This window comes from Gammaproteobacteria bacterium, assembly GCA_028819075.1.
GTDB lineage: Bacteria > Gemmatimonadota > Gemmatimonadetes > Longimicrobiales > Gaopeijiaceae > BD2-11.
On sequence record JAPPMM010000010.1, the window covers coordinates 30,264 to 52,830 of the forward strand.

General features: G+C 69.8%; 11 protein-coding genes and 1 pseudogene. 9 read left to right on the forward strand and 3 right to left on the reverse strand.

Annotated features, from left to right (window positions below; all coding sequences use genetic code 11):
• The first annotated feature begins 190 nt into the window (after nucleotides 1-190).
• Entirely contained in the window at nucleotides 191-2,641 is a 2,451-nt protein-coding gene (locus OXU32_00825; GenBank protein MDE0072514.1) for a patatin-like phospholipase family protein, read from the forward strand.
• Between the two features lie 18 nt (nucleotides 2,642-2,659).
• On the opposite strand, the gene OXU32_00830 is transcribed toward OXU32_00825, so the two are convergent.
• Nucleotides 2,660-3,019 (reverse strand): hypothetical protein, encoded by a 360-nt coding sequence (locus OXU32_00830; protein MDE0072515.1) that lies wholly within the window; start codon nucleotides 3,017-3,019, stop codon nucleotides 2,660-2,662.
• A gap of 143 nt (nucleotides 3,020-3,162) precedes the next feature.
• Here OXU32_00830 and OXU32_00835 point away from each other — a divergent pair, with 143 nt between their 5' ends.
• From OXU32_00835 to OXU32_00870, 8 genes are all read left to right on the forward strand, one after another.
• On the forward strand, nucleotides 3,163-3,528 hold the full coding sequence (locus OXU32_00835) for a transposase (GenBank protein ID MDE0072516.1): 366 nt from the start codon (nucleotides 3,163-3,165) through the stop codon (nucleotides 3,526-3,528).
• Nucleotides 3,529-4,345: 817 nt separating this feature from the next.
• Entirely contained in the window at nucleotides 4,346-5,833 is a 1,488-nt protein-coding gene (locus OXU32_00840; protein MDE0072517.1) for a transposase, read from the forward strand.
• 174 nt (nucleotides 5,834-6,007) lie between these two features.
• On the forward strand, nucleotides 6,008-10,744 hold the full coding sequence (locus OXU32_00845; GenBank protein ID MDE0072518.1) for a hypothetical protein: 4,737 nt from the start codon (nucleotides 6,008-6,010) through the stop codon (nucleotides 10,742-10,744).
• Nucleotides 10,745-11,022: 278 nt separating this feature from the next.
• Complete coding sequence (locus tag OXU32_00850; GenBank protein MDE0072519.1) at nucleotides 11,023-14,511, forward strand: M66 family metalloprotease; 3,489 nt, start codon at nucleotides 11,023-11,025, stop codon at nucleotides 14,509-14,511.
• A gap of 105 nt (nucleotides 14,512-14,616) precedes the next feature.
• Nucleotides 14,617-19,059 carry a fibronectin type III domain-containing protein gene (locus OXU32_00855; GenBank protein MDE0072520.1) on the forward strand — a complete coding sequence of 1,481 codons (4,443 nt, stop codon included), beginning with the start codon at nucleotides 14,617-14,619 and terminating at the stop codon, nucleotides 19,057-19,059.
• A gap of 135 nt (nucleotides 19,060-19,194) precedes the next feature.
• Nucleotides 19,195-19,704 carry a hypothetical protein gene (locus OXU32_00860; protein ID MDE0072521.1) on the forward strand — a complete coding sequence of 170 codons (510 nt, stop codon included), beginning with the start codon at nucleotides 19,195-19,197 and terminating at the stop codon, nucleotides 19,702-19,704.
• Nucleotides 19,704-20,744 carry a transposase gene (locus tag OXU32_00865; protein ID MDE0072522.1) on the forward strand — a complete coding sequence of 347 codons (1,041 nt, stop codon included), beginning with the start codon at nucleotides 19,704-19,706 and terminating at the stop codon, nucleotides 20,742-20,744. Before OXU32_00860 ends, OXU32_00865 begins: the two co-directional genes overlap by 1 nt.
• Before the next feature lie 204 nt (nucleotides 20,745-20,948).
• A complete protein-coding gene (locus tag OXU32_00870; protein ID MDE0072523.1) occupies nucleotides 20,949-21,086 on the forward strand; it encodes a hypothetical protein in 138 nt (45 codons plus the stop codon).
• Between the two features lie 308 nt (nucleotides 21,087-21,394).
• Here the strand turns inward: OXU32_00870 and OXU32_00875 are convergent.
• Both OXU32_00875 and OXU32_00880 read right to left on the reverse strand, forming a co-directional pair.
• Nucleotides 21,395-21,685, reverse strand: a pseudogene (locus OXU32_00875) (BrnA antitoxin family protein).
• A 138-nt stretch (nucleotides 21,686-21,823) separates the two neighbouring features.
• Entirely contained in the window at nucleotides 21,824-22,546 is a 723-nt protein-coding gene (locus tag OXU32_00880; GenBank protein ID MDE0072524.1) for a S24 family peptidase, read from the reverse strand.
• Nucleotides 22,547-22,567: the final 21 nt, after the last annotated feature.

The window sequence follows — 22,567 nt, forward strand, 5'->3', positions numbered from 1 at the left end:
CCGCGCTCGGTCCCGTGTATGCGGCGCGAGTAGCGGGGCAATCGCAGCGCCAGTCCGGTAGGCGGGTCACGTTGGGTATAGTGCCCCCGATTTCTCTGGACAGTAGATTAGCAACCGATCCGGGGTCGATGAGAGAGGAGGCACTGGATGGCGCGGAGAACGGACGAGCAGGACGGCGCGGGATGGGACAATGAACATCTCTGAAGTGAAGGACATTCCGGATGCCCGCCTTGAGCGCGTGGAAATCCAGTTGGGCAACTTGACCAACCGGTTGAACCACTTCCAAGAGATCGAGGGACTATGCTGTGCGGGATTGAAGAGAACAGTTCCGGATCAGGAAACTGAACCGGGCCCTAATGGGGGCCGCGTGACGGGATCGCCTCGAGAGGCGGCTGCCAGCGGCTGGGGCGGGCCGAACGCCGGAGAGGTCCTGGTCTTCATCGTGAGCTTGCTGCTGTTGCTGGTTGTGGCGACGGCGCGTCCTCCCGTGGCACAGGCGCAGGAGCCGACGACCCGCCCTCGCGTGGGGCTCGCGCTCGGTGGCGGCGCAGCGCGCGGGCTCGCGCACGTAGGCGTCCTCGAATGGCTTGAGGAGCACAGGATTCCGGTCGATGCGATCGCCGGCACGAGCGTGGGCGGGCTTGTGGGTGGCAGCTACGCGGCGGGACGAACGGCGCTCGAAGTTCGGGACATGGTGGCCGACATCGACTGGGACCGGTTGTTTCGCGGCGATGTCGAGTACGGGCTGAAGTCGTATCGGCGCAAGGAGGATCGTCGCGGGTATCCCGTGCGTCCGGAGTTCGGTTGGCGTGACGGCCCGCGTGTAGCGCAGAGCCTCGACCCGGGCCACGAAGTCGAGTTGCTGTTGAGCCGGGTGGCGCTGCCGCATGTCGACCCGATCGATTTCGACGACCTCCCGATCCCGTTTCGCGCTGTCGCCACCGACCTGGAGGGAGCGGCGGTCGCGGAACTCGGGAGCGGTTCGCTGGCGAGCGCACTTCGCGCCACGATGTCGATTCCCGGCGTGTTCCACCCGGTCGAGCGCGACGGCCTTCTGCTCGCCGACGGCGGCCTGCTCAACAACGTGCCCGCCGACGTTGTCAGCCGGATGGGCGTGGATGTCGTCATCGCCGTCAACGTCGGGGCTCCGCTCGCAACCCGTGAGGACATGCGGTCCCTCGTCAACGTGGCGGGCCAGGCGATCGGGATCATGATGACGGAGCGGAGCCGCAGCGTGATGAGCCGCCACGCCGATCACATCCTTGCGCCACCGGTTCAAGACATATCGGCGATCGACTGGCGGCGCTTCGACACGATCCGGGCAATCGGATACCGGGCAGCCGCCGAAGCCGGCGAGTCGCTGGCCTACCTCTCGCTGTCGCCTGCCGAGTGGGCGCGGCATGTCGAGGCGCGCCGGTCGCGCCGACCTCCACCGCCCGCCGAACCTCGGTTCGTCCGGGTAGCGGGCGTGGATCGCCGTTCAGCGGAGGAGATCGTCCAAGCCGTGGAGCCGGTGCTCGGAACCGCGCTGGACCCGGACGAACTCGAGCTTCGCCTGACTCGGCTTGCAGGCGGTGGCCGGTATGGGAGTCTCGGATACGGCTTGGCGCGGGAGGGCAACCGCACGGGGATCGCGATCCGGGCTCGCGACAAACCTCATGGTCCCCCGTTCCTGAATCTCGCGCTCGAGGTCGAGGATCGCACTGGCGCCGGCTGGGAGGCGTCGGTCGGAACGCGGTTCACGGTTCTGGACGCCGGAAGCCGCGAAGCCGAACTGAGGCTCGATCTTTCGATCGGGCCGGATCCGGACGCACTGCTCGACTACTATCTGCCCGTCGCGGGATCGCCCGTCTTCCTCGCGCCGCGCATCGGCTTCGACAGCCGTCGGCAGTGGATCGCCGCAGAGACGGACGGGATATCGCCAAGTTACCGGACGCGGCGCGTGGGTGCGGGGGCCGACGTTGGCGTGGCCCTCGGTCGCGCCGGTGAACTCCGCATCGGATACGAAGCGGCCATCGTTGTCGCGCGCGTTGATGACGGTACTCCTCTCCTGCAGGACATCGACGGGCGGGAGCACGGCGCGCGCGTGAAGTTCGTGTACGACGGGCAGGACGACTGGCTGCTGCCTCGCAGCGGCATTCGGATCGCGATCGAAGCACGGCGTTTGGCGAGCGCGGCGGGCCAGTCTACCGGCTTCGCGGAGGCCCGAATCAGGAGCAGCATGTTCCTCCCCATCGGCGGGCGGGGCCGCGTCTTTCTGCTGCTGGCCGGGACCGAGGCGTTCGACGATCGGCTCGTGCCCTTGTACCAGTCGACGCTCGGGGGTCCCTTTCGCCTCAGCACGTTCGAGCGCGACGAGTTCCGCGGCGTCCGCACGGCGTATGCCGGCACGGGATACCTGCACCAGTTCGGGCGGTTGCCCGATTTCATGGGCGGCCCGATCCATGGCGGTGCCTGGATCGAGACCGGCTGGATCGAGACCGGCACTGCGCTCCCGGAGGCCAGGCACGCCGATCTCGCCCCGAACCTCTCGGCCGGGCTGCTCGTCGACACGCTGCTCGGCGCACTACTCGGCGGCGCGAGCATTGCCGAGGGCCGCAGGCCGAGAATCAACATCGCGCTCGGTCGTCCGTTCTGGTAACGTGGCAAGGAGTGCGGATCACGAGGAGCGGTCCCGGTGCCGGTCTCGGCGCTCCAGCGTTCGAGACCGGAGGTCCGGCACGTTGAAGACCCCGCACGTAGGCTCGTGGCAGTCGGCGCAGCGCACGTCCCGGCCTCGACGCTGCGCGCCGAGCTCGTCGAGGGCGTAGCGAACCTGCTTGAACTTGGGCGATACGCCGTCGATCCGGCTCACGATCTCAGCGCCCCGCTTCTTGGCCCCGGTCTCGGCTCCGTCGAAACGCGCGTTCACCCTCGATTCCAGGGCGGCGATGCGCCTGTTCAGCTGATCGAAGCCGGCCACGACTCGGCTCTCAAGTTTCGCCAGCGTGACACCGAGCTCCTGGATCGCGAATCTCATGTGCCCGTCCACTTCGTTCTGCCACTAGAAAATATGGAAGGGCCGGCCCCCGCCGGCTTATCGTGGGTTAGCGCCGACGGTGAGCGGAGGTGCCAGAGCCACATGCGACGCTCAGGTCGCAACCGGAACAGGAGACCGGCCCCATGAAGAAGCTGAAGACCAAGGTGTACGTCGGGATGGATGTCCACAAGGACAGCGTGACGATCGCGGTGCTGCCGGAGGGAGCGCGGGAGCCGACGCTGGTGAAGCGGCTGTCGCACGATCCTCGGGGACTCAGGCGGCTGCTGGACCGTTTGGCCCGGGAGCATGAGGTGCGCGCCTGCTACGAGGCGAGCGGTGCGGGCTACGTGCTCGAGCGGATGATCCGGGGCTGGGGCCACGACTGCGAGATCGTGGCTCCCTCGCTGATTCCGCGACGTCCGGGAGAACAGCGCAAGCACGACCGCAAGGACGCGGAGGAACTTGCGAGGCTGTACCGGGCGGGGGAGCTGGTGCGGCGGACACTCTGATCGCGACGGGCGTGGACCGGGACTTGCGGAAGGTGAGGCGGCCGGTGCAGTGGATCCGGGACTTGCGAAGGTTGTAGATGCGGGCGTTGAAGATGTGGGCGAGGCGCTCGAAGCGCGCGTCGCCGTAGACCTCGTGCATCCGCCGCAGGACCACCTTGGTGGCGGGACCGGAGAGCTGTCCGAAGGCCTCGTCGACCTCGGCCAGCAGGGCGGCGCCATGGGGTGTGTATCGGCGCGCGAACCCGTTCGGCGGAGGCTTCCCGCGGCGATCGCGGATGTGGCCGGTGCGGCGGTGTTGGGCGACGAGGCGGGTGATCTGGGCCCTGGACAAGCCCGTCACCTTCTCCAAGTACCGCTTCACCAGCCCCTTCTCGGGCTTGCGGAGCCCGTGGTACGCGAAGCGGACCAGCGTGCGGCGCACGAAGGCGTAGGCGGAGGGCCGGTCTGGTGAGCCCGAAGTCCGTCGGCTCGTTGCCCTCCAGGAAGGCCCGGATCCGGTCGAGGGTGCGAATCCGTTCGATGCGAAGTGTCACGATCATCCTCCGATGATCTCTTCGCCCCGGACTTCAGGCTCCCCGCTGGAAACCGACTCCGCGTTCAGGCTCATTCGCCGTCGGACAAGACTCCGGGTGACGATCTCGGGCTTATCACCTGGACGGACAGCCATGACTTGGTGCCCGACGGGCCCCGGAACGAATGGGCCGAGACTAACACGAATTCGGACGGCCGAGTTGGCTTCCCAGTTGACCTACAACGGGGCGACAAGCACCATTCCCGGTCGAACTCGACCGGCTTACCAGACTGGAAGCGAGGCGTAATGACGCCTGACGATTCCGCCCGCGCCGCTCCCGCCGAAGACCGGTTGCTCGGGCAGCGGGAAACGCCGACCACCTCCGCGGCCGGGGCCACGGGAACGAAGCCCTCGCTCCGCCATGTCGGCGTTCGCGTGCGCCTGTATCCGAACCGGACTCAGGCCGAAGCGATGGAGCAGTGTGCCGAAGCTCTTCGAAGCCTCTGGAATCTGCTGCTCGCCCACGGCATCCGGCACCATGAGGAGCGCGGCAAGGTCATGACCGCCAAGGAGCGCGAAGTGTTCGCAGGCCAGTGGAACCGGGCCACCGGCCGCATCTATCCCAGTAACGCCGTTTACCGGATTGCGCGCGAAGTGGGCGATGCCTACCGGCACTGGCACCTGGGGCTCGAAGCCGGACGCAAGGCCGGGCTCCCCGCGTTCAAGAAGCGGGGAAACCCTCCTGGCATCTACATGCACAACGAGGTCCTGCGCTTCGACGGCAGCCGTGTCCGGCTCCCGAGATTCGGCTGGATGCGGTGGCGGGGCGGGAGCCTGCCTTCCTGCCGGCTGCCTGGGGGCAAGCGCCGCGCGACGCGCGGCCTGCTGTCCGGTCGCGTCCGGATGGATGCCGGGTGCTGGATGCTGTCGTGCGTTTTCGAGTGCGGGCCGCTTGCCGAGGCGGTGCCCGCTGCGGACGCCGTCGGCGTGGCCCTGGGCATCAACGACCTGGCAACCATTTGCGACTCGCGCGGGCAAGTCACCGTCGTCCGTTCCGAAAAGTGGCTGGGCCGCGCGGAGAAGCGTCTCAAGCGGCTCCAGAGGTCCGTTGCGCGATGCAAGCGGGACAGCAATCGACGCGCGAAGGCGAAGCGCAGCATGGCGGTCCTACACCGAAGGGTCCGTCATCAGCGGCTCGATGCGATTCACAAGGCCACAACGGCGATCGTCGAGGCCGCCGGGCACATCACGATCGAGGCATTGCCGATCCGCGAGATGATGGGCGATCCGCGCTTGGCAAAGGCGCTGGCGAACTCCGGCCTGGGCGAGTTCCTTCGCCAGATCCGGTACAAAGCCGAGTGGCACGGCCGGACCGTGACGGAAGTCAGCACCTCGTTTGCCCGCTCGCAGGTCTGCTCCAGCTGCGGTCACCGGAACGAGGACATGCGCGGACTCGGAAACCGGCCTTTCGCGTGCGCGAAATGTGGCTACAATACAGGTAGTGCCGTGAATGCGGCGCAGAGCCTCTTGCGGTACGGCGCGAGGTACGCCGGAACCGGGGGCCACGGCCCCGAACGCACGGGGAGACCGCAGTCGCCGAAGCCTCGGCTTCGGGGCCGGTCGCGGAACCGTGAATCGCGTCGTCCCGGTCGGCGGACGCGAATGCCGGAATCGTCACCGTTACAATCCTCACGGCAGGGCGCCCCAAAGGATGTCGGAAGCCGGGATCGTCTACCGAAGCCCGACCCAGCCCAGGGGCCTCCGAGACTGGTCGGGTGCCCCACGGAAACCTGATGCCTTCGTCAGAATTCTGTATGCGAGACGCCCCGAAACGCATGGGTAGAGCCCCATAACCGGCTCGGGCGCTCGAACGTTGGGCTGCCGGCGTTTGGCACCGGTCTTGCCCTAAGACCCCCCACGCGGACGATTTCGCCCGATGAGTCAAACCTCCAAAACGAGGGAGAAACCATGGATCGTTGGAGAAAGTTCACAGTGGCTGCGCTTGTCGCGGTCCTGACCATCACCGCCTGCGACGAGGGCACTCCACCGCCGGTGGAGCCCCCGCCCCCGCCGACTCCCGTGGGAAGCATCTCCGGGACGGTAACAATTGACGGGACGGCTGCCGCCGGCATCACCGCCACCCTTTCCTCCGGTGCGACCACGACGACGGGTTCGGGGGGCAGCTTCGCCTTCTCGGGCGTCGAAGCCGGGACCTACACGGTCACCATCAGCGGCTTCCCCGAGGATGCGACGTTCGCCCAGGTGACGCAGTCCGCGACCATCGCGAGCGATGGTCAGAACGTGCAACTCAACTTCGCCGGTGAGTACATCCGCTCCTCGGCGGTGGTCGGCAACGTGGTTGCGGCCGACGCGATGATGAGCGGCGGCGACGGCCAGCCCGAGACGCTGGCCGGCGTGACCGTCACGCTCGGCGGCGAGCACGCCATGGGCGAGACCGAGGAGACCGCCGAGGACGGCGGCTTCGTGTTCCCCGGACTCCGCGCCGGCACCTACACGGTCACGATCAGCGATTTCCCGGAGGACGTCTCCTTCGAGACGGTGAGCCTTGAGGTCGAGGTCGAGGTGGGCGGGGTCGGCAGCGCCGATTTCACGGGCCACTTCATCCGCACTTCCATAATCAGGGGCGAGGTGTCTATCCCGGGCGAGCGTCTCATCAAGGGTGGCGTTACGGTGACGCTGACCGGCGGCCCGGCCGACGAGGTTTTTGTCCAGGAGACCGACCGCGAGTACGAGTTTGAGGACCTGCGCCCCGGCGATTACACGGTCTCGATCTCCGACTTCGACACCCGGGACTATGAGTTTGCGCTGACGTCGCGGGACGTGAGCGTGGATTTGGACGACATCCGGACGATCGACTTCTCCGGTGTCCTGCTCCGCACCTCCGGCATCAGTGGCCAGGTGAGCGTCGAGGGCATGGGGCTCGGCGACATCGCGGTGACGCTTTCGGGCGCGGCCGACGACACCACGACCACCGACGCGAGCGGCCAATACCTCTTCCCGGGTCTGGCGGCGGGCGACTACACGGTCACGATCGCGGTCGACGACCCCGCCTACGTGTTCGAGTCGATGAGCCAGGACAGGAAGGTCGGCGACGACGATGCGCAGATCGTGAACTTCACGGGCGCGCATGCGCGCACCGCGAGCATTGGCGGTCAGCTGTTCCTCGACGAGCTGGACAAGAACGACATGAGGGATGCGGGCGAGCACCCGTTGCCGGCAGCCGGTGTTCCGGTGGTGCTGGTGGGCCTGGGGGGCGTCAACGAGCAGCAAACGACCGCCACCAATGACACCGGCGCGTTCTCCTTCCCCCGCCTGCGCTCCGGCTCCTACCAGTTGGCCGTGCTGACCGACGACCCCAGGGTTGTAGCCGCGCTCGCGGCCAACGACGTCAGGTACGGCGGACCGGGGACGGGCTACACCCTCGACCTCGGAGTCGGCGAGAGCAAGTCGCAGGCCGTTCCGTTCGACATCACGCACACGACGGTCAACTTCACGGTGTCGCTGAGGAGCGGCGACGACATGGGCGACCCGCTTCCCGGCGCCTCCGTCACGCTCTACGGTGCGAACGGCGCCAACGTGGGCAGCGACAGGACTGGCGACGACGGCTCGGTGTCGATCAAGGTCGCGCGCAACATGACCAGCGGGAACATGGTCAACGCGAGCGTCTCCGCCGCCGACTACAAGTCCGACCCGGACGCTAGGACGGCCGTCTCCTGGGATCCGCAGTCGTTTACGACCGAGGGCTCCAACGAAAACGACATCGTCAACCTGAACGTCAACGTGAACGTCAGCGGCGCCACGGTCTCGACCGACTACGGCGGCGGCGAAGCGCTCGGCGGCTGGGCGATCAGCGTCATGATGGGCGATGCCCCGGTCGCGGGCGCGCCGACGGCGCTGGATGCCGACGGCAGCGTGCCGTTCACGACAACCGTTGAGTCGGTCCCGGCAAGCTTCACGTTCACGGTCGCCGACGACCAGGACGACGATCTGGACGGCGGCGAGATGTACGAGGCGTCCGGCGGCGGGTACACGCACACCGGCCTCAAGGTGGCTGGCGCCATGGACGCCGACCCGATCGTGGTGAGCTACACGACGCAGACGCTGAAGGTCTACGTGCACCACGAGCGCGACCAGGTCCGCGGCTTCACGGGCAACGTCCTGGGCGGCGACATCAGGGCGTCGCTGGTCGATCTCGAGGTCCGGCAGGCGAGCGGGAGCGGCGGCAGGTTCACAAGCCCGATCTCGAACGACGATTGGGATGCCAGGGCGAACTCGAGCGGCGGCAGGGGCGTACACACCTTCTCCCACCTGCCGGCGGACATGGACATCGTCGTCCGGGCGAGCGCCGCGGACGGCTACATGCTGCTGGACAAGCCGGAACTCGACGCCTACCGCAACATGGACGAGAACGGCGTGATGGGCGGTGCGTTCGGCGCGATGGGCGGCTGGGGGCACACGGTGACGCTCTGCCCGCTGACCGAGACCGAGCCCACCGGCCAGGACTTCGGCAAGTGCGGCTCGTTCGCCGTCGTCAGCACGTACGATGTGACCGCGAACGTGTCGAAGATGAGAGTCAGGAAGTCGGGCGCCGGGTTCAATTCGGCCGACCCCAGCAGCACGTATCAATCGGGGATCACGGTCAGCCTGTCACCGGTCGAGGGCAAGAATCTCGCGGGTGTCGGACGGGAGTTTACCACCGCGTCGAGCAACGACCCGACGACGGCACACGACGAGCGCAGCTTCCACGACTTCGGTACCATGGCGTCTGGAGCCTACGAGCTCGGTATTCCGGATGGATGGATGGCCATGGTGGGCGACGCGGAGGCGGCCGGCGCGCTCAGCCCCCTTGCAGACGACGCCCGCATCGAGGTCACACCGTCGACCGCCACCCTCTTCGGCTTCGTTCGGAACACGCTCGGCGTCGGCCTTGAGGGCGTGACCGTGACCGTGAACGGTCAGACGGCCACGACCGACGACCTGGGCCGCTACATCGTGTCCGGCATCAGTGCCGTGCGGCGCCAGCTCTTCGTGAATACGGAGAGGGCGGGATTCCCGGCGGCCAAGGCGGACTCCACCAACAACGCAAAAACCTTCGTCCCCACGTTCGAAGCGAACACGGCGAAGAGATTCGACTTCCAGCTCAGCGGCGCGAACAACACCGTCGCGATCACCGGCACGGTCACGCAAAGCGGCACCGGCGCAGGGATCAAGGGCGTGGAGATCAAGGTGGACAACAAGGCCCCGCTCAACGCTGGATCAGGGCAGGGATCAGGGAAGGTCACGACGGATGACGACGGCAACTACACCGCGATCGTCGAAATCCAGCCAAACGATGACCCGCTCGTTGACGTGACTCCGACGAAGGACGGCTATCACTTCATACCCGCCAGCCGCCAGGCCGCCGCCATCTCCGGCGGGAGCTCGGGCATCGATTTCACAGGCTACGCGGCCACCGAGATTGTTGGCCTGGTGACCGCTCCGGGAGGCGGCAGGCCCCGCGCCGAGGTTACGGTCACGGCATACGACGATGCGGCCAAGACGGATACCCTGTATTCCGTGACAACCACGGAGACCGGGACGTTCAGCGTCTTCGTGCCGACCCTTAGCGGCACCGTCTACCTCGACGCCCAGCCTCGGGAGACCACCAGGGCTGATCTGAACGATCCTGATGAGGGGGCTAACGCGCATAACTCGCGGATGTATGATTGGTTCGATCCGCCGGCAAACAGACCGAACGGTTCGATCGCCGTCATCCCCGGTCAGGTGTTGCAGTTCGGCACGTTCAGCGGACATAGCGTCCAGCCCCGGATCACGGGCGTCACGCGGGGCGAGCTAGAGGACATCGTTGAACTCACCACGACGACCCCCGCCATCGTACCGGACATCGACACCCGTGGTTTCGCTCTCGTCAGGGGAGAAACCACGAACACCTTCGTGGTGAAGTGGGAGTACGACACCAGAAATGCTGCTGACGCCGGCACCCCGACCTCGTACTCCGTCGCAGATGATGCTGCCATCACCGTGGGCGGAACCGTTGGGACCCCCACCCTCGCGACCACGCCGCCCTCGGCCGACCGGGCTCAAGAACGGACCGGCGTGGCCGACGGTACCACCGTTACGCACAAGCGGACGACTACGGTCACTATCCCTGCCACCGCCTTGGGCAACTACGGCAAGAGAGACATCACGGTCAGCGTCGTAGCGGTAGCGACAGACGAAACAGCCACCGCCGCTCCAGTCGCCAGTGCCAAAATGGAGCTTGCCGCTGTGGCGTCGGGTGCCAGGGACGTCAAGCCTAAGGTCGCGATCGCGGGGGATGTCGGCACCGGACAGGCGTACAACCTCACGGTTACCTGGGAAGGAGACGGTAGCCCGGGGTTGGAGCACCGTATCCTCCTGAGTGTCGATGGGCGATGGCTCGTCTTTGGCACCCCAGGGCTTGAGGCACCCGACCTAACGAGGGCCACGACAGATAGTGACAGGTTCACATTTGGCTGGGGCAGGTGGAGTTCGGCAGCGGTCAACCTCGCCAGCGCTACCGACGACGCAGTTTGGGTGGACGAGGACGGAATGAGCGCCGCAGTCGCCCGAGATGACTTGGTGGCGGTGGCCCACGTTCGCGTCGATACCAGGGTGACCGGCGCAGCATGGACGAAGGGCACCCCGGCGGCCGTTAGTCGATAGCTAACCAACCCTCCAACCCCATCGGCCTGACCGATGGCAGCAGCACCCCCCCGTCCGGTTCGCCGGGTGGGGGGGTTGCTCCGTATTCAGCAATGGCGACAACAACCTGGCCCCGGGCGGTCCACCGAGCGAAACCCCGGGCCGCGGGCGACGGCGCCCCGAACGACCGCACACGGATTCGCGTCCCGTGGTTAGCGATCTGCGCGGCCGCGGCGTGGGCGTCGGCGTGCGGCGACGACGCCACGCGCCCTCCGCCCGAGACGCTTCGCGCGGCCAGCGTGACGGTCACGCCCGCGGTCGCGGCGCTCACGGCGCCGGACGCGACCGTGCAGTTGAACGCGCGCGTGCTCGACGGCAACGGGCGGGCGATGTCCCAGGTGGCGGTGATCTGGACGAGCGTGCGCCCCGAGGTCGCGACGGTCGGCGCGTCGGGGCTGGTGGCGGCGACCGGCAACGGGACGACCACGGTCACGGCGACGGTCGGCGCGGCCGCGGGTACGGCAACGGTGACGGTGGCGGTGGAGCATGGGGACCGGGCGGCGCTGGCCGCGCTGCACGCGGCGACGGACGGACCGAACTGGGCCGACGACGAGAACTGGCTGGGCGACGGACCGCTGGGCGAGTGGCGCGGGGTGGAGACGGACGCGTTCGGCCAGGTCGTCCGCCTGGACCTCGGCGGCCACCAGGACGGGGAGACCGGAGAGTGGGTGTCGCACGGCCTGCGGGGCCCGATCCCGCGCGAGCTCGGGCGTCTCGCGGGCTTGACGTCGCTGAACCTGCGTGCCAACGCGCTGTCGGGTCCGATCCCTCCGGAGCTGGGGAATCTCGACGACCTCGAAGAGCTGTGGCTCGACGGCAACCGGCTCCAGGGTCCGATCCCTCTGGAACTGGGGCGTCTCGCGGGCCTGACATCGCTGAGCCTGAGCGGGAACGCGCTCGACGGTCCGGTTCCTCCGGAGTTGGGCGCCCTCGCCGGTCTGGAGGGGCTGTGGCTCGACGGCAACCGGCTCGAAGGTCCGATCCCACCGGAGCTGGGGAGCCTCGCGCACCTGAGGGGGCTTTCGCTGAGCGGGAACGCGCTCGACGGTCCGGTCCCCGCGGAGCTGGGCGGTCTCAGGCGCCTGGAGTTCCTGCACCTCGACGGCAACGCACTGACGGGCGCGCTCCCGCGGAGCCTCGTGCGGATCGGCGGGCTGGTGCGCCTCCGTTTCGAGCGGAACGACGGTCTCTGCGCGCCGGGCACCGCCGAGTTCACGGCCTGGCTGGACGGGATCGGGGAACTCGGGGGAGGCCCGTTCTGCAACGAGGCGGACCGGGCGGCGCTGGCCGCGCTGCACGCGGCGGCGGGCGGCGAGGCCTGGGCCGACTCGGAGGGCTGGCTGCACGGCGCGGCGCTCGCGGGGTGGCACGGGGTCGAGACCGACTCCCTGGGCCGCGTCGCGACCCTCGACCTGGCCGGCAACGGGCTCGCGGGGCGGCTACCGGCAGGTCTGGGCGACCTGGCGGCGCTGACGGCGCTGCGCGTCGGCGACAACGCGCTGTCCGGACGGTTGCCGCGCACCCTGCTCGATCTGCCGCTGGGCGAGCTGGACTACGCCGGCACGGAATTGTGCGCCCCGGCGGACGAGGCGTTCCGGGTGTGGCTGGACGCCATCGCCGTGGTGCGGCGCACCGGGGCGGAGTGCGCGCCCGCCACGGACCGGGAAATCCTCGAGATGCTCCACGACGCGACGGGCGGGCGCGACTGGATCGACTCGCGGAACTGGCTCACCGAGACTCCGCTCGGCGAGTGGCGCGGGGTCGAAGTGGACGACCAGGGGCGGGTTGTCGAACTGCGGCTTTGGGACAACGGGCTGGCGGGTCGGCTGCCGCCCGAGCTCGGCGATCTGACGCACCTGGAATACCTGCAGTTCAGCGACAACGGCCTCACGGGTGCCATCCCGCCGGAGTTCGCCGGCCTGTCCGGCCTCACACACCTGGCGCTCGACGGCAACGCGCTCTCCGGACCGATTCCGCCGGAGCTTGGCGACCTCCCGGCCCTGGAGGAACTGCGGGTCGAGAACAACGATCTGTCGGGCCTGCTGCCATCCGAACTCGGTGGCCTCGCAAGCCTGCGCGGGTTGGGGCTCACGGACAACCCCCGGCTGGCGGGGCCATTGCCCACCGAACTGACGTCGCTCGGCCGGCTCGAGCGGCTCCTGGCCGGAGGCACGGCGTTGTGCGCGCCCGCGGACCCCGCCTTCGCAGCGTGGCTCGATGGGGTCCACACGCGCCGCGTCGCGCCCTGCGCCGAACGGGAGGCGCCGGCAGCGTACCTGGTGCAGGCGGTGCAGTCGCGCGCGTTTCCGGTCCCGCTGGTCGCGGGCGCGCGGGCGCTGCTGCGCGTGTTCCCGACGGCGGCGCGGGCCGCGGGCGCCGGCGTTCCGGCGGTTCGGGCCCGGTTCTTCGTCGACGGCCGGGAGACACACGTGGAGTACGTTCCGGGCAAAACCGTAGCGATCCCGGAACGGGTCGACGAGGGCTCGCTCGCCACGTCGGCCAGCGCCGAGATCCCGGGGAGCGTGGTGAGGCCCGGTCTCGAGATGGTCGTCGAGGTCGACCCGGACGAGACGCTCGATCCCGCGCTGGGCGTCGCGCGGCGGATCCCCGCGACCGGGCGGCTGGCGGTCGACGTGCGGGCCCTGCCGCCGCTCGAGCTGACGGTCGTTCCGTTCCTGTGGGCGCAGGCGCCGGACTCCTCGATCCTGGACACGGTCCGGGAGATGGCGGCGGACCCGGAGGCCGACGCGCTCCTCGCGGACGTGCGCGCGCTTCTCCCGGTGGGCGCGCTCGAGGTGACGGCGCACGAGCCCGTGCTGAGCTCGAGCAACGACGCTCGCCGCCTGATGGAGGAGACGGAGGCGATCCGCGCGCTGGAGGGCGGGGGCGGCCACTACCTGGGCACGATGGCGGGCCCGGTGACGGGGCCTTCCGGGACGGCGTTCCTTCCCGGCCGGGCGGGCTTCTCGATCCCCCAGTCGGGCACCATCGCGCACGAACTCGGCCACAACCTGGGTCTCAGCCACGCGCCGTGCGGGGGCGCGGGCGACCCGGACCCCTCATTCCCCCACCCGGACGGATCGGCCGGCGCCTGGGGCTACGACTTCGCGCGCGGTGAACTGGTGCGTCCCTCGATCCCAGACCTGATGACGTACTGCGGTCCACCCGACGGGATCAGCGACTACCACTTCGCCAACGCGCTTCGCTACCGGCTGTTCGAGGCGCACGCGGCGGTGGTTCCGGCCGCCTCGGCGAGGTCGCTCCTGCTGTGGGGCGGTGCGGACGCCGACGGCGCGCCGTTCCTGAACCCGGTCTTCGTGGTCGAGGCGCCGCCGGCGCTCCCGGACTCGGCCGGCGCGTACACGCTGACGGGCCGGACCGCGGGCGGGACCGAGCTCTTCTCGTTCCGCTTCGCGATGCCCCGCGCGGCCGACGGCGACGGTGGCTCCAGCTTTGCGTTCGTGCTGCCGGCGGAGGTCGGCTGGGCCGGCGAACTGACCGGCATCGCCCTCGCCGGCCCCGGCGGAACGTTCGCTCTGAACGCCGACAGCGACATCCCGATGGCCATCCTGCGCGACCCGCGCACCGGCCGGGTGCGGGGCTTTCTGCGCGAGGTGCCGCTTCCGGCGCGGGCCGCGATGGGCGCGGCGGAGCGGTCCGGGGCGGGACCGGAGCTCGAGGTGCTGTTCAGCCGCGGACTGCCGGATGCGGCGGCGTGGCGGCGATGAGGGGACCACGGGGGGGGGTCGGGGCGAAGGCTCGCCAGCCAATCCAGATGGATTTCACACACAGACGCGCAACGTCTTTTCCACCGCGCGGAAGGAGACGGCAGGATGATTCGGAACACACTGGGCCCGCTGGCCCGCTTCCTCATGGTTGCCACCGCGGTGGCGTGGTGGGGGCCGTCCGGAGCGGCCGCCGTCGCGGCTCAGGTTCAGCCCACGGTACCTGCGCCGCCGCAGAACCTGACGGCGACGCGCCTCAGCTCCACCGCCATCTTTCTCCGCTGGGAGGAGCCCGATGACGGCGGGAGTGCGATCACCGGCTACCTGATCGAGGCGTCCACCAACGGTCTTACGGGCTGGATCACCATCGAGGACGATACTGGTGTGACCAACGGCTACACGCATCGCGGTCTCAGTCCAGGCACCACCCTGTTCTATCGCGTCGCTGCGATCAACGATGAGGGGACGAGCGGCTACTCGAACGTGGCCTCGACCACCACAACGGGGAGCACGGAGACGCCTTCGGCACCACTCAATCTAAGGGCAACCATAGCCGGCTTGATCGCCACCCTCACCTGGAACGCACCGACCTCGAACGGCGGGAGCGCGATCACCGGCTACGAGATCGACGTGTCCGCGGACAGCGGAGAGTGGACTCGGTTGGCGGATAAGCCCGCCACCGCGACCGGCCATGTGGGCGCGGTGACGCCGGGCGTTGCCAGCACTACTTTCCGGGTCAGAGCCGTAAACGCCAACGGCGCGGGAATCCCGGAGTTCGTGACCGTCACCACAGGGAGCACGGGGACGCCTTCGGTACCACTCAATCTCACGGCGGTCGCGGCCGGACCCACCATCATCAACCTGGATTGGGACGCGCCGTCCTCGCCCGCCGGGAGCGCGTTCACCTACGAGGTTCAAGTGTCCGCTGATGGCGGCATAAGCTGGGGCTCGCCCCAAACCGCGAGCCAGACCTCGTTCCGGCACACGGGGCTCCCGGTGGGCACGACCCGCCACTACCGGGTCAGGGCAAGGAACGCCAACGGCTTCGGGCCCTGGACCTCTCCCCCGGTGAGCGCCACGACGGACGCCGGGACGCCGGGACCGCCCCGCGACCTGACCGCCAACGCCGACGGCGCGTCGGTGATCGAGTTGGACTGGCGGGCACCGAGCGATGCGGGAGGCGCGGCGGTCACGGGCTACTGGATCGAGTGGTCGGCCAACGGCGTCATCTGGGATGTCCTCGAACGCAACCATCGAGCTACCGGTTACAGGGACGAGGGTCTCTCACCCGGCACCACCCGGCATTACCGAGTCGCGGCGATCAACCGGCATGGACAGGGCGACTGGTCGGAGGAGGCGCAGGCCACGACGAGCCGCCCTCCGGGGAGACCGACGGGCCTCACGGCCCGAGCTCAGGGAACGTCGAGGATCGAGCTCGACTGGACCGCCCCCACGGGCGGGGGCCCGGTCACCGGCTACTGGATCGAGTGGTCGAGCACGGGAACCGGCGGGTGGACGCGGCGCGTGAGGAATTCCAGGGCCACCTCATACACCGACACCGGCCTGAGCGCCGGCACCACCCGTCATTACCGCGTTGCAGCGATCAACGCGGCAGGCGAGGGCCCGTGGTCGAGGGTCGTCCAGGCGACCACCGACGATCTCACCGTTCCGGGCGCGCCCACGAGCCTCACGGTAGTCCCGAACGGCCTCACGGGAAGCACCGAGCTCCGCCTCACCTGGAGGCCCCCGGCCAACACCGGTGGGAGCCCCATCACCGGCTACAGCATCCAGTGGTCTCCCAGCGCCCGCGGGCCATGGCGCTTCCTCGTGCCCGGCCCCACCGGCACGGCCACCACCTATGTGGACGAAGGCCTCGCCCCCAACACGACCCGGTACTATCGGGTGCGCGCGCTCAACGCCCAGGGGCAGGGGAACCCCTCGACCGCGGTCAGGGGCACCACCGATGCCGCACGGCCCGGCCGGCCCCGGAACCTGCGCGCGCGGGCGGCGGGACCGACCAGCATCACCCTCGCCTGGGAGGCGCCTGCCAGCGACGGCGGGGAGCGGATCACGGCCTACACCATTCGGGTGCGCGGCCCGGACGGAAACTGGAACACGATCCCCCGCAACACGGGTCCGCAGGAGACGACCTTCGAGCACACGGGCCTACAGCCGGCCAGCGCCTACCGGTACCAGGTGGCGGCGATCAACCGCTTGGGAGCCGGCCAGTGGTCGTTCGAGGCGAGCACGAGCACGTACGCCCAGGCTCCCGGCGCACCGACCGGGCTGACGGCCCGGGCGGTGGGCACCTCGCGGATCGACCTGTCGTGGAGTGCGCCCCGCGACACCGGCGGCGCCCCGATCCTCGGCTACCGGATCGAGGCCTCCGACGACGGGGGCGGCACCTGGCGGATCGTCCGCCGCAACACGACCTCGAAGGGGACGACGTTCTCCGACGTGAACCTCCAGCCCGCGACCACGCGGCACTACCGGGTCGCGGCGCTCAACACCGCGGGGACCGGGCCGTTCTCGAACACGGCGCGCGCGACGACCGAAGCGACCGTGCCGGGCACGCCCCGGAGTCTCGACGCGGAGGCCGACGGCACCTCGCGGATCGAGCTCTCCTGGCGTGCGCCCACGAGCGACGGGGGCTCGCGCATCACCGGCTACCGGATCGAGGTGTCCGAAGACGGGGGCACCCGGTGGGCGGACCTCGTGGCCAACACGCGCAACACGCGCACGACCTACGCGCACACGGGGCTGGAGCCGGCCACCAGGCGCCACTACCGCGTCTCGGCGATCAACCGGGAGGGCGTGGGCCGGGCGTCGCGGGCGGCGAGCGCCATCACCGACGCGACCGTGCCGGACGCGCCCACCGGGCTGACGGCCACCGCGGTCTCGCCCACGCAGATCGACCTGTTCTGGCTTGCACCCGCCTACGACGGCGGCGCGCCCGTCACCGGCTACCGCATCGAGGCATCGGAGAACGGCACGGCGTGGACCGATCTGCGGACCAACACCCAGTCCAGGGCAACCGCGTTCCAGCACACCGGCCTGCTGCCGGGGAGCACGCGCCACTACCGCGTGTCGGCGATCAACCGGGTGGGCGCCGGCGCGGCGTCGGATACCGCTTCGGCGGCCACGGACGACCCCATCGGGCGCGCGGGACGGCTCAACACGCGCGTGCTGCCGCACGTGGCCTCCGCGATGACCTCGAGCACCGTCTCGGCGATCGCCCGCCGCGTCGACGCGGTGGCCGGCGGGACGGGCATGGCGCGGCGCGTGGAGACGAACGGGCTCTCGTCGATGGCCGCGAGCCTGTCCGCGCCGGACGCGGGAGGCCTTGGCCCCGCGCAGGGCGGCCGGGCCGGCCTGGCCGCGCTCTTCGGCGGCACCTCCTTCACGATGCCCCTGGGGGGCTCCGACGCGCAGCAGCAGTCGGCCACGGGCACGCAGCTGGCGAGCTGGGGCGCGGGCGAGTACCACCACCTCGGCGAGCCGGGCCAGAGCGCCCTCGACTGGAAGGGCGGCATGGTGAGCGCCCACGCCGGCATCGACGCGCGCGTGGGGACGGACCTCCTGGCGGGCGTCGCGGGCTCCTACTCCTCGGGCTCCTTCGACTTCACCGACAGGACCGGCGCCCGTCCGGTGAGGGGCACCTACGGCGCCACGATGGCCAGCGTGCATCCCTACATGGCGTGGTTCTCCGGCGGGGGCGTCGCCTCGGTGTGGGGCTCGGCCGGGCTCGGCCGCGGCGACGTCGAGGTCGACGACGAGCGCGAGGGGTTCCGCACCGCCCCCGCGAGCCTGCTGACGGGGGCGGGGGGCGCGAGCTACCGGCTGCTCACGCGCGGCGCGGGCGGCGTGCGCGTCAGGGCCGAGGGCTGGTACGGCGCGGTCACGGTCGACGGCAACGCGCAGATCGAGGAAGTGACGCTCGAGATGCAGCGCGGCAAGCTCGCGCTCGAGCTGACGCAGGGCTTCCGCGCCGCCGCGGGCCAGGAGATGGCGGTCCTGCTCGAGGGCGGGATGCGCTACGACAACGGCGACGGCGTGACCGGCGCGAGCGCGGAGGTCGGAGGCGGGCTCCGCTACACGAACCCGGGATTGGGAGTGACCGCGGAGGGCCGCGGCCGGTTCGTGATCTCGGCGCGCGCCGGCTACGAGGAATGGGGCATGGGCGGCACGCTCATGTTCGACCCGGCGACCCGCGGCCAGGGGCTCTCGATCCGGGTGGCGCCGTCGTACGGCGACCACACGAGCGGCGTGAACCGGCTCTGGGAGCGCGGGGTGACCGACGCGGTGGGCGGCCACGGCCCGGGCATGGGTCCCGACGTGGACGGCGAGGTGGCGTACGGCATCGCCGGCTTCCACGGCACGCCCTACGGCGGCTTCCACCTGGGCCGGAGTGGCACGCGGGCCTTCTCGAGCGGCGTGCGCTACGAACTCGGGTCGGGGGTCGGACTGCGCCTCGAGGGAACGCGGCGCGAGAGCGGACTCGGCGCCCCGCAACACACCGTCGGCGTCCGCGGGAGGTTGCGGTTCCGATAGAAGAGCGCCCCCGCCCGGTTCGCCGGGCGGGGGCGGCGCTCCTCCGCGCATTCGTCACCGCGCCCACGACAACCGCCATGGCGACAGAGCCACGGGAGCATGAGACGAGAATCACCCCAACCGGAGAAAACCCACATGCGTTCCACCATTCCGCTGTTCCTGCTGATCCTGCTACCCGCTGCCGGCGCCGCCCAGGTGAACGTGGAGCCCAGCGTTCTCGGGGGTGTCTTCGTGACCGACCGCGAAACGCAGCTGCCCGCGTCGCTCGCCTTCAACGCGGGGCTGGACGTGCGGGTCGGCGTTCCCTCCGAAGGCTATCGGGTCGCCATCGCGCCGTTCTTCGGCGTGGACGGCACCCTGATGATGATCGAAAACAGGAATGAACTGCTCACCACGATACGCGCCGGGTTCCGCCTGGACTCGCCGGGCTACCCGCGCCTGTTCGGGTTCCTCGGCCCGGCGTGGCCCGAAAACACCGTGGACGACGACGAGGCGGACCCGGCCTACGCGAGCCAGACGGTGTACGGCGGCGGGTTGAGCCTGCGCTACCGACGCGCGACGCTCGAGGGCCGGTACGCCTACGACCGCCGCTGGGTGGAGGGACGCCGCACCATGTTCGCGATCCTCGTCGGCTCCACCTTCTAGTGCCCGGCGGGGACGCGCGCTACGTCGGCTGGCAGTGCCGCCTGTACCCGAACCGGTCGCAGGCGCGCCTGCTCGCCCGGTGCCGCGAGGGGCTCCGCGAGCTGTCCAACACGCTGCTCGGCGCCTCGAACCTGCGGTATTCCCGGACCGGGCGGCACATGACCGGCAAGCAGTTCCGCGCGGCCGCCCAGGACTGGTGCGGCCGCAGGGCGAACCGGGACCCGTTCCCGTCGACCGCAATCTATCAGGTCGCCGCCGACATGCACGCCGCGTTCCGCAACTGGCACAGGAAGCCGCGCCCCGCCCAGGGGCTGCCGAGGTTCAAGCCCGAGGGACGCGCGCCCGGGATCTACGTGGCCAGCGCGGCCACCCGCTTCGACGGCGACCGCGTCCGGCTCCCGAAGTTCGGGTGGATGCGCTGGCGCGGCGGGAGCCTGCCCGCCCGGCGGCTCGAGGGCCCCGCGAGCCGCGCGACGCTCGGCATGGTGTACGGCCGCGTCTGGCGCGACGCCGGCGAGCGCTGGATGCTGTCGTGCGTCTTCGAGTGCGGCCCGCTCGACACGGCCGCGCCCACGGTCCGCGTCGCCGTGGTGCGCCAGGACGGCGGGCGCGTCGCCGTGGAGTTGGACGGCCGGCTCGTCGAAACGCCGGGGCCGGACGAGCGCGCCGACGCCGACGGGCGGCGGCTGAGACGGCTCCAGCGCCGGCTCGGCCGCTCCGCCGAAGGCTCGAAGCGGCGGGCCCGCGTCCTCGAGCGCTTCCGCAACGTCGCCCGCGACGTCAGGAACCGCGAGCGCGACCGCCACCACAAGCTCACCACCATGGTCGTCCTCGCGGCCGCCACGATCGTCGTCGACGGCGTGCGCGGCGAGATGCTGCGCCAGCTCGAATACAAGGCCCGCTGGCACGGGCGACAACTGCAGGTACGGCGAGGCCCGCCGGAACCGGAGGCGCCAAGGCGCCCCGAACGCGCGCGGAGACCGGCGACTCCAGTCCGGTCCGCGAAGCGCGAATCGTCGAACGAAGGCCGGGGAGTTTGAGTTCGCCGAAGGCCGGAACCGACTCAATACGCGTGGGACCGGGTCCACGGACGCCCGGTCCCGCGCAAACAGCGCCAGGAGAGCACTTGAGGATCAACCGCGACCCACCAGTCCGAGGGCCTGGTACGGGTTCGGGGCCGGGTGTGCTTGCGCACGCTCGGCCTCCGACCTCTTCGGGTCGCTCGCGGCCAGCATCCGTCCCCGATGGGTGTCGAGCGCCGCTTCAACGCGGCGGACGACCCGTTCACCGACCGGGCGGCCGCCGACTTGTTCGGCATCGCCGCGCAAGGCCGGGACGTGGTCGTCCCCGGGATGTCCCATGCTCCTTCCTGCAAGGGATGAAGGCGGGGCTGTAACCCCCGCCTCGGTGATGCGGACAGGCTCGGCGATGTTCCGTCAGGCGTCCCAAGCCTTGTGCTGCCTTGGCGGCGAAAACGGAAAGCTGGGGTCGGAGGGGGGCGCGGCACCCCCTCGCCAGCCTCCGTGTTCAACACGGAGTCGGCTGGCTCCCGGCAAGCAACAGGCCGGGATCCAGTCCGGGGGACGCTCTCCGAGCGACCGCCGGAGACACCGCCGTTCGCCCGGAGGCGGGGACGGCCGTAGCCGGCTTCCGGTTCATCGACGTGAAGAGACCGACCGGGGAGCCCGTGTCAGCGGCCCGCACCCTTCCCGGTGTCGGCGGATCCCCCCGTCCGGTGCCGCACGTAGCTCTCCAGTACGCGGTTCATCCGCGTCTGGTAGCCCTTCCCCGGAGCCTTGAACTACGCCAGGACGGAGCGCTTCACGCGCATGGTGATCTGGTCGGTCAGGTCCGGCTCGACGAGTTCCGCCGGCTCCCAGAATCCCTCGTCCAGTTCCGGGATGTCGCTGAAGTCGATCCCTTCGTCCTTCACGGCCGCGATCTGCTCGGGCGTCAGGGGCCTATCGTAGCGTCCGCTCATGGTAGACTCTCCTTTCCCTCCGCGACGCCGGCCGGGCCGAGATCAGACGGATCCGACCGGACCGCTCGGTGTGGGCCACCACGATCAGCGCTCCGGGCTCGACAGGATCGGTAGTTGCGCAGAACACGATGACGTTCCCTACAGCCTTCTGGAGACCCAAACGGCACGACCGACCACCCGGACCTCCCCGGCCAGACGTTCGTAGCTGTCGTACGCGGGGTTGAGGGACCTGAGCGCGAGCTTGGGCGGGTCGGAGTGCGGCACGTGCTCTATCCGCTTCGCGACGACCGCGATGCCATCCCAGATCACGAAGATCCCCGGCGGCGCGGGCACCGTCCGGCTCGCGTCGATCAGGATGTGGTCGCCGCTTGAGAGCAGCGGCTCCATCGAGTCGCCGTCCACCTCGATCATCCAGAGGTCGCCGGGATCGGCCCGGAGCCGGTGGCGGATGAACGAATCGGCGAACAGCCACGCCTCTCCGGTTTCCCGCAACGCACCGTTCCAAGCCTCCGTGCCCGGATCCAATCTGACATCGGCCTCCGGCACGACGCTGTAGCCGACCGGCGCGGAGTAGGCGTCGGAAGGCGGTGGCGGCCGCTTGGCGTGCGTCGAGAGCCGGTAGCTTCTGCCGTGCTTGAGGAGCTCGGGCCGGCAACCCAGATGCTCCGCCAGGATCTCGCGGTCGTCCTCGGCGAGGATCTTCGGCGTGCCCCTGTGAACGAACTGTTGCAGGTAGGCCTCGTTGCGGCCCATGGCAATCGACGCGGCCTGCAAGGTCGAGCCCTTCGTGGTCAGGAGCTGGAGTAGCCGCCGACGCACCGGATCGAGCCGCGCCGGGGCCGGTTTCCTTTTGTTTTTCATGGATTGAAATAGTCCCGATTC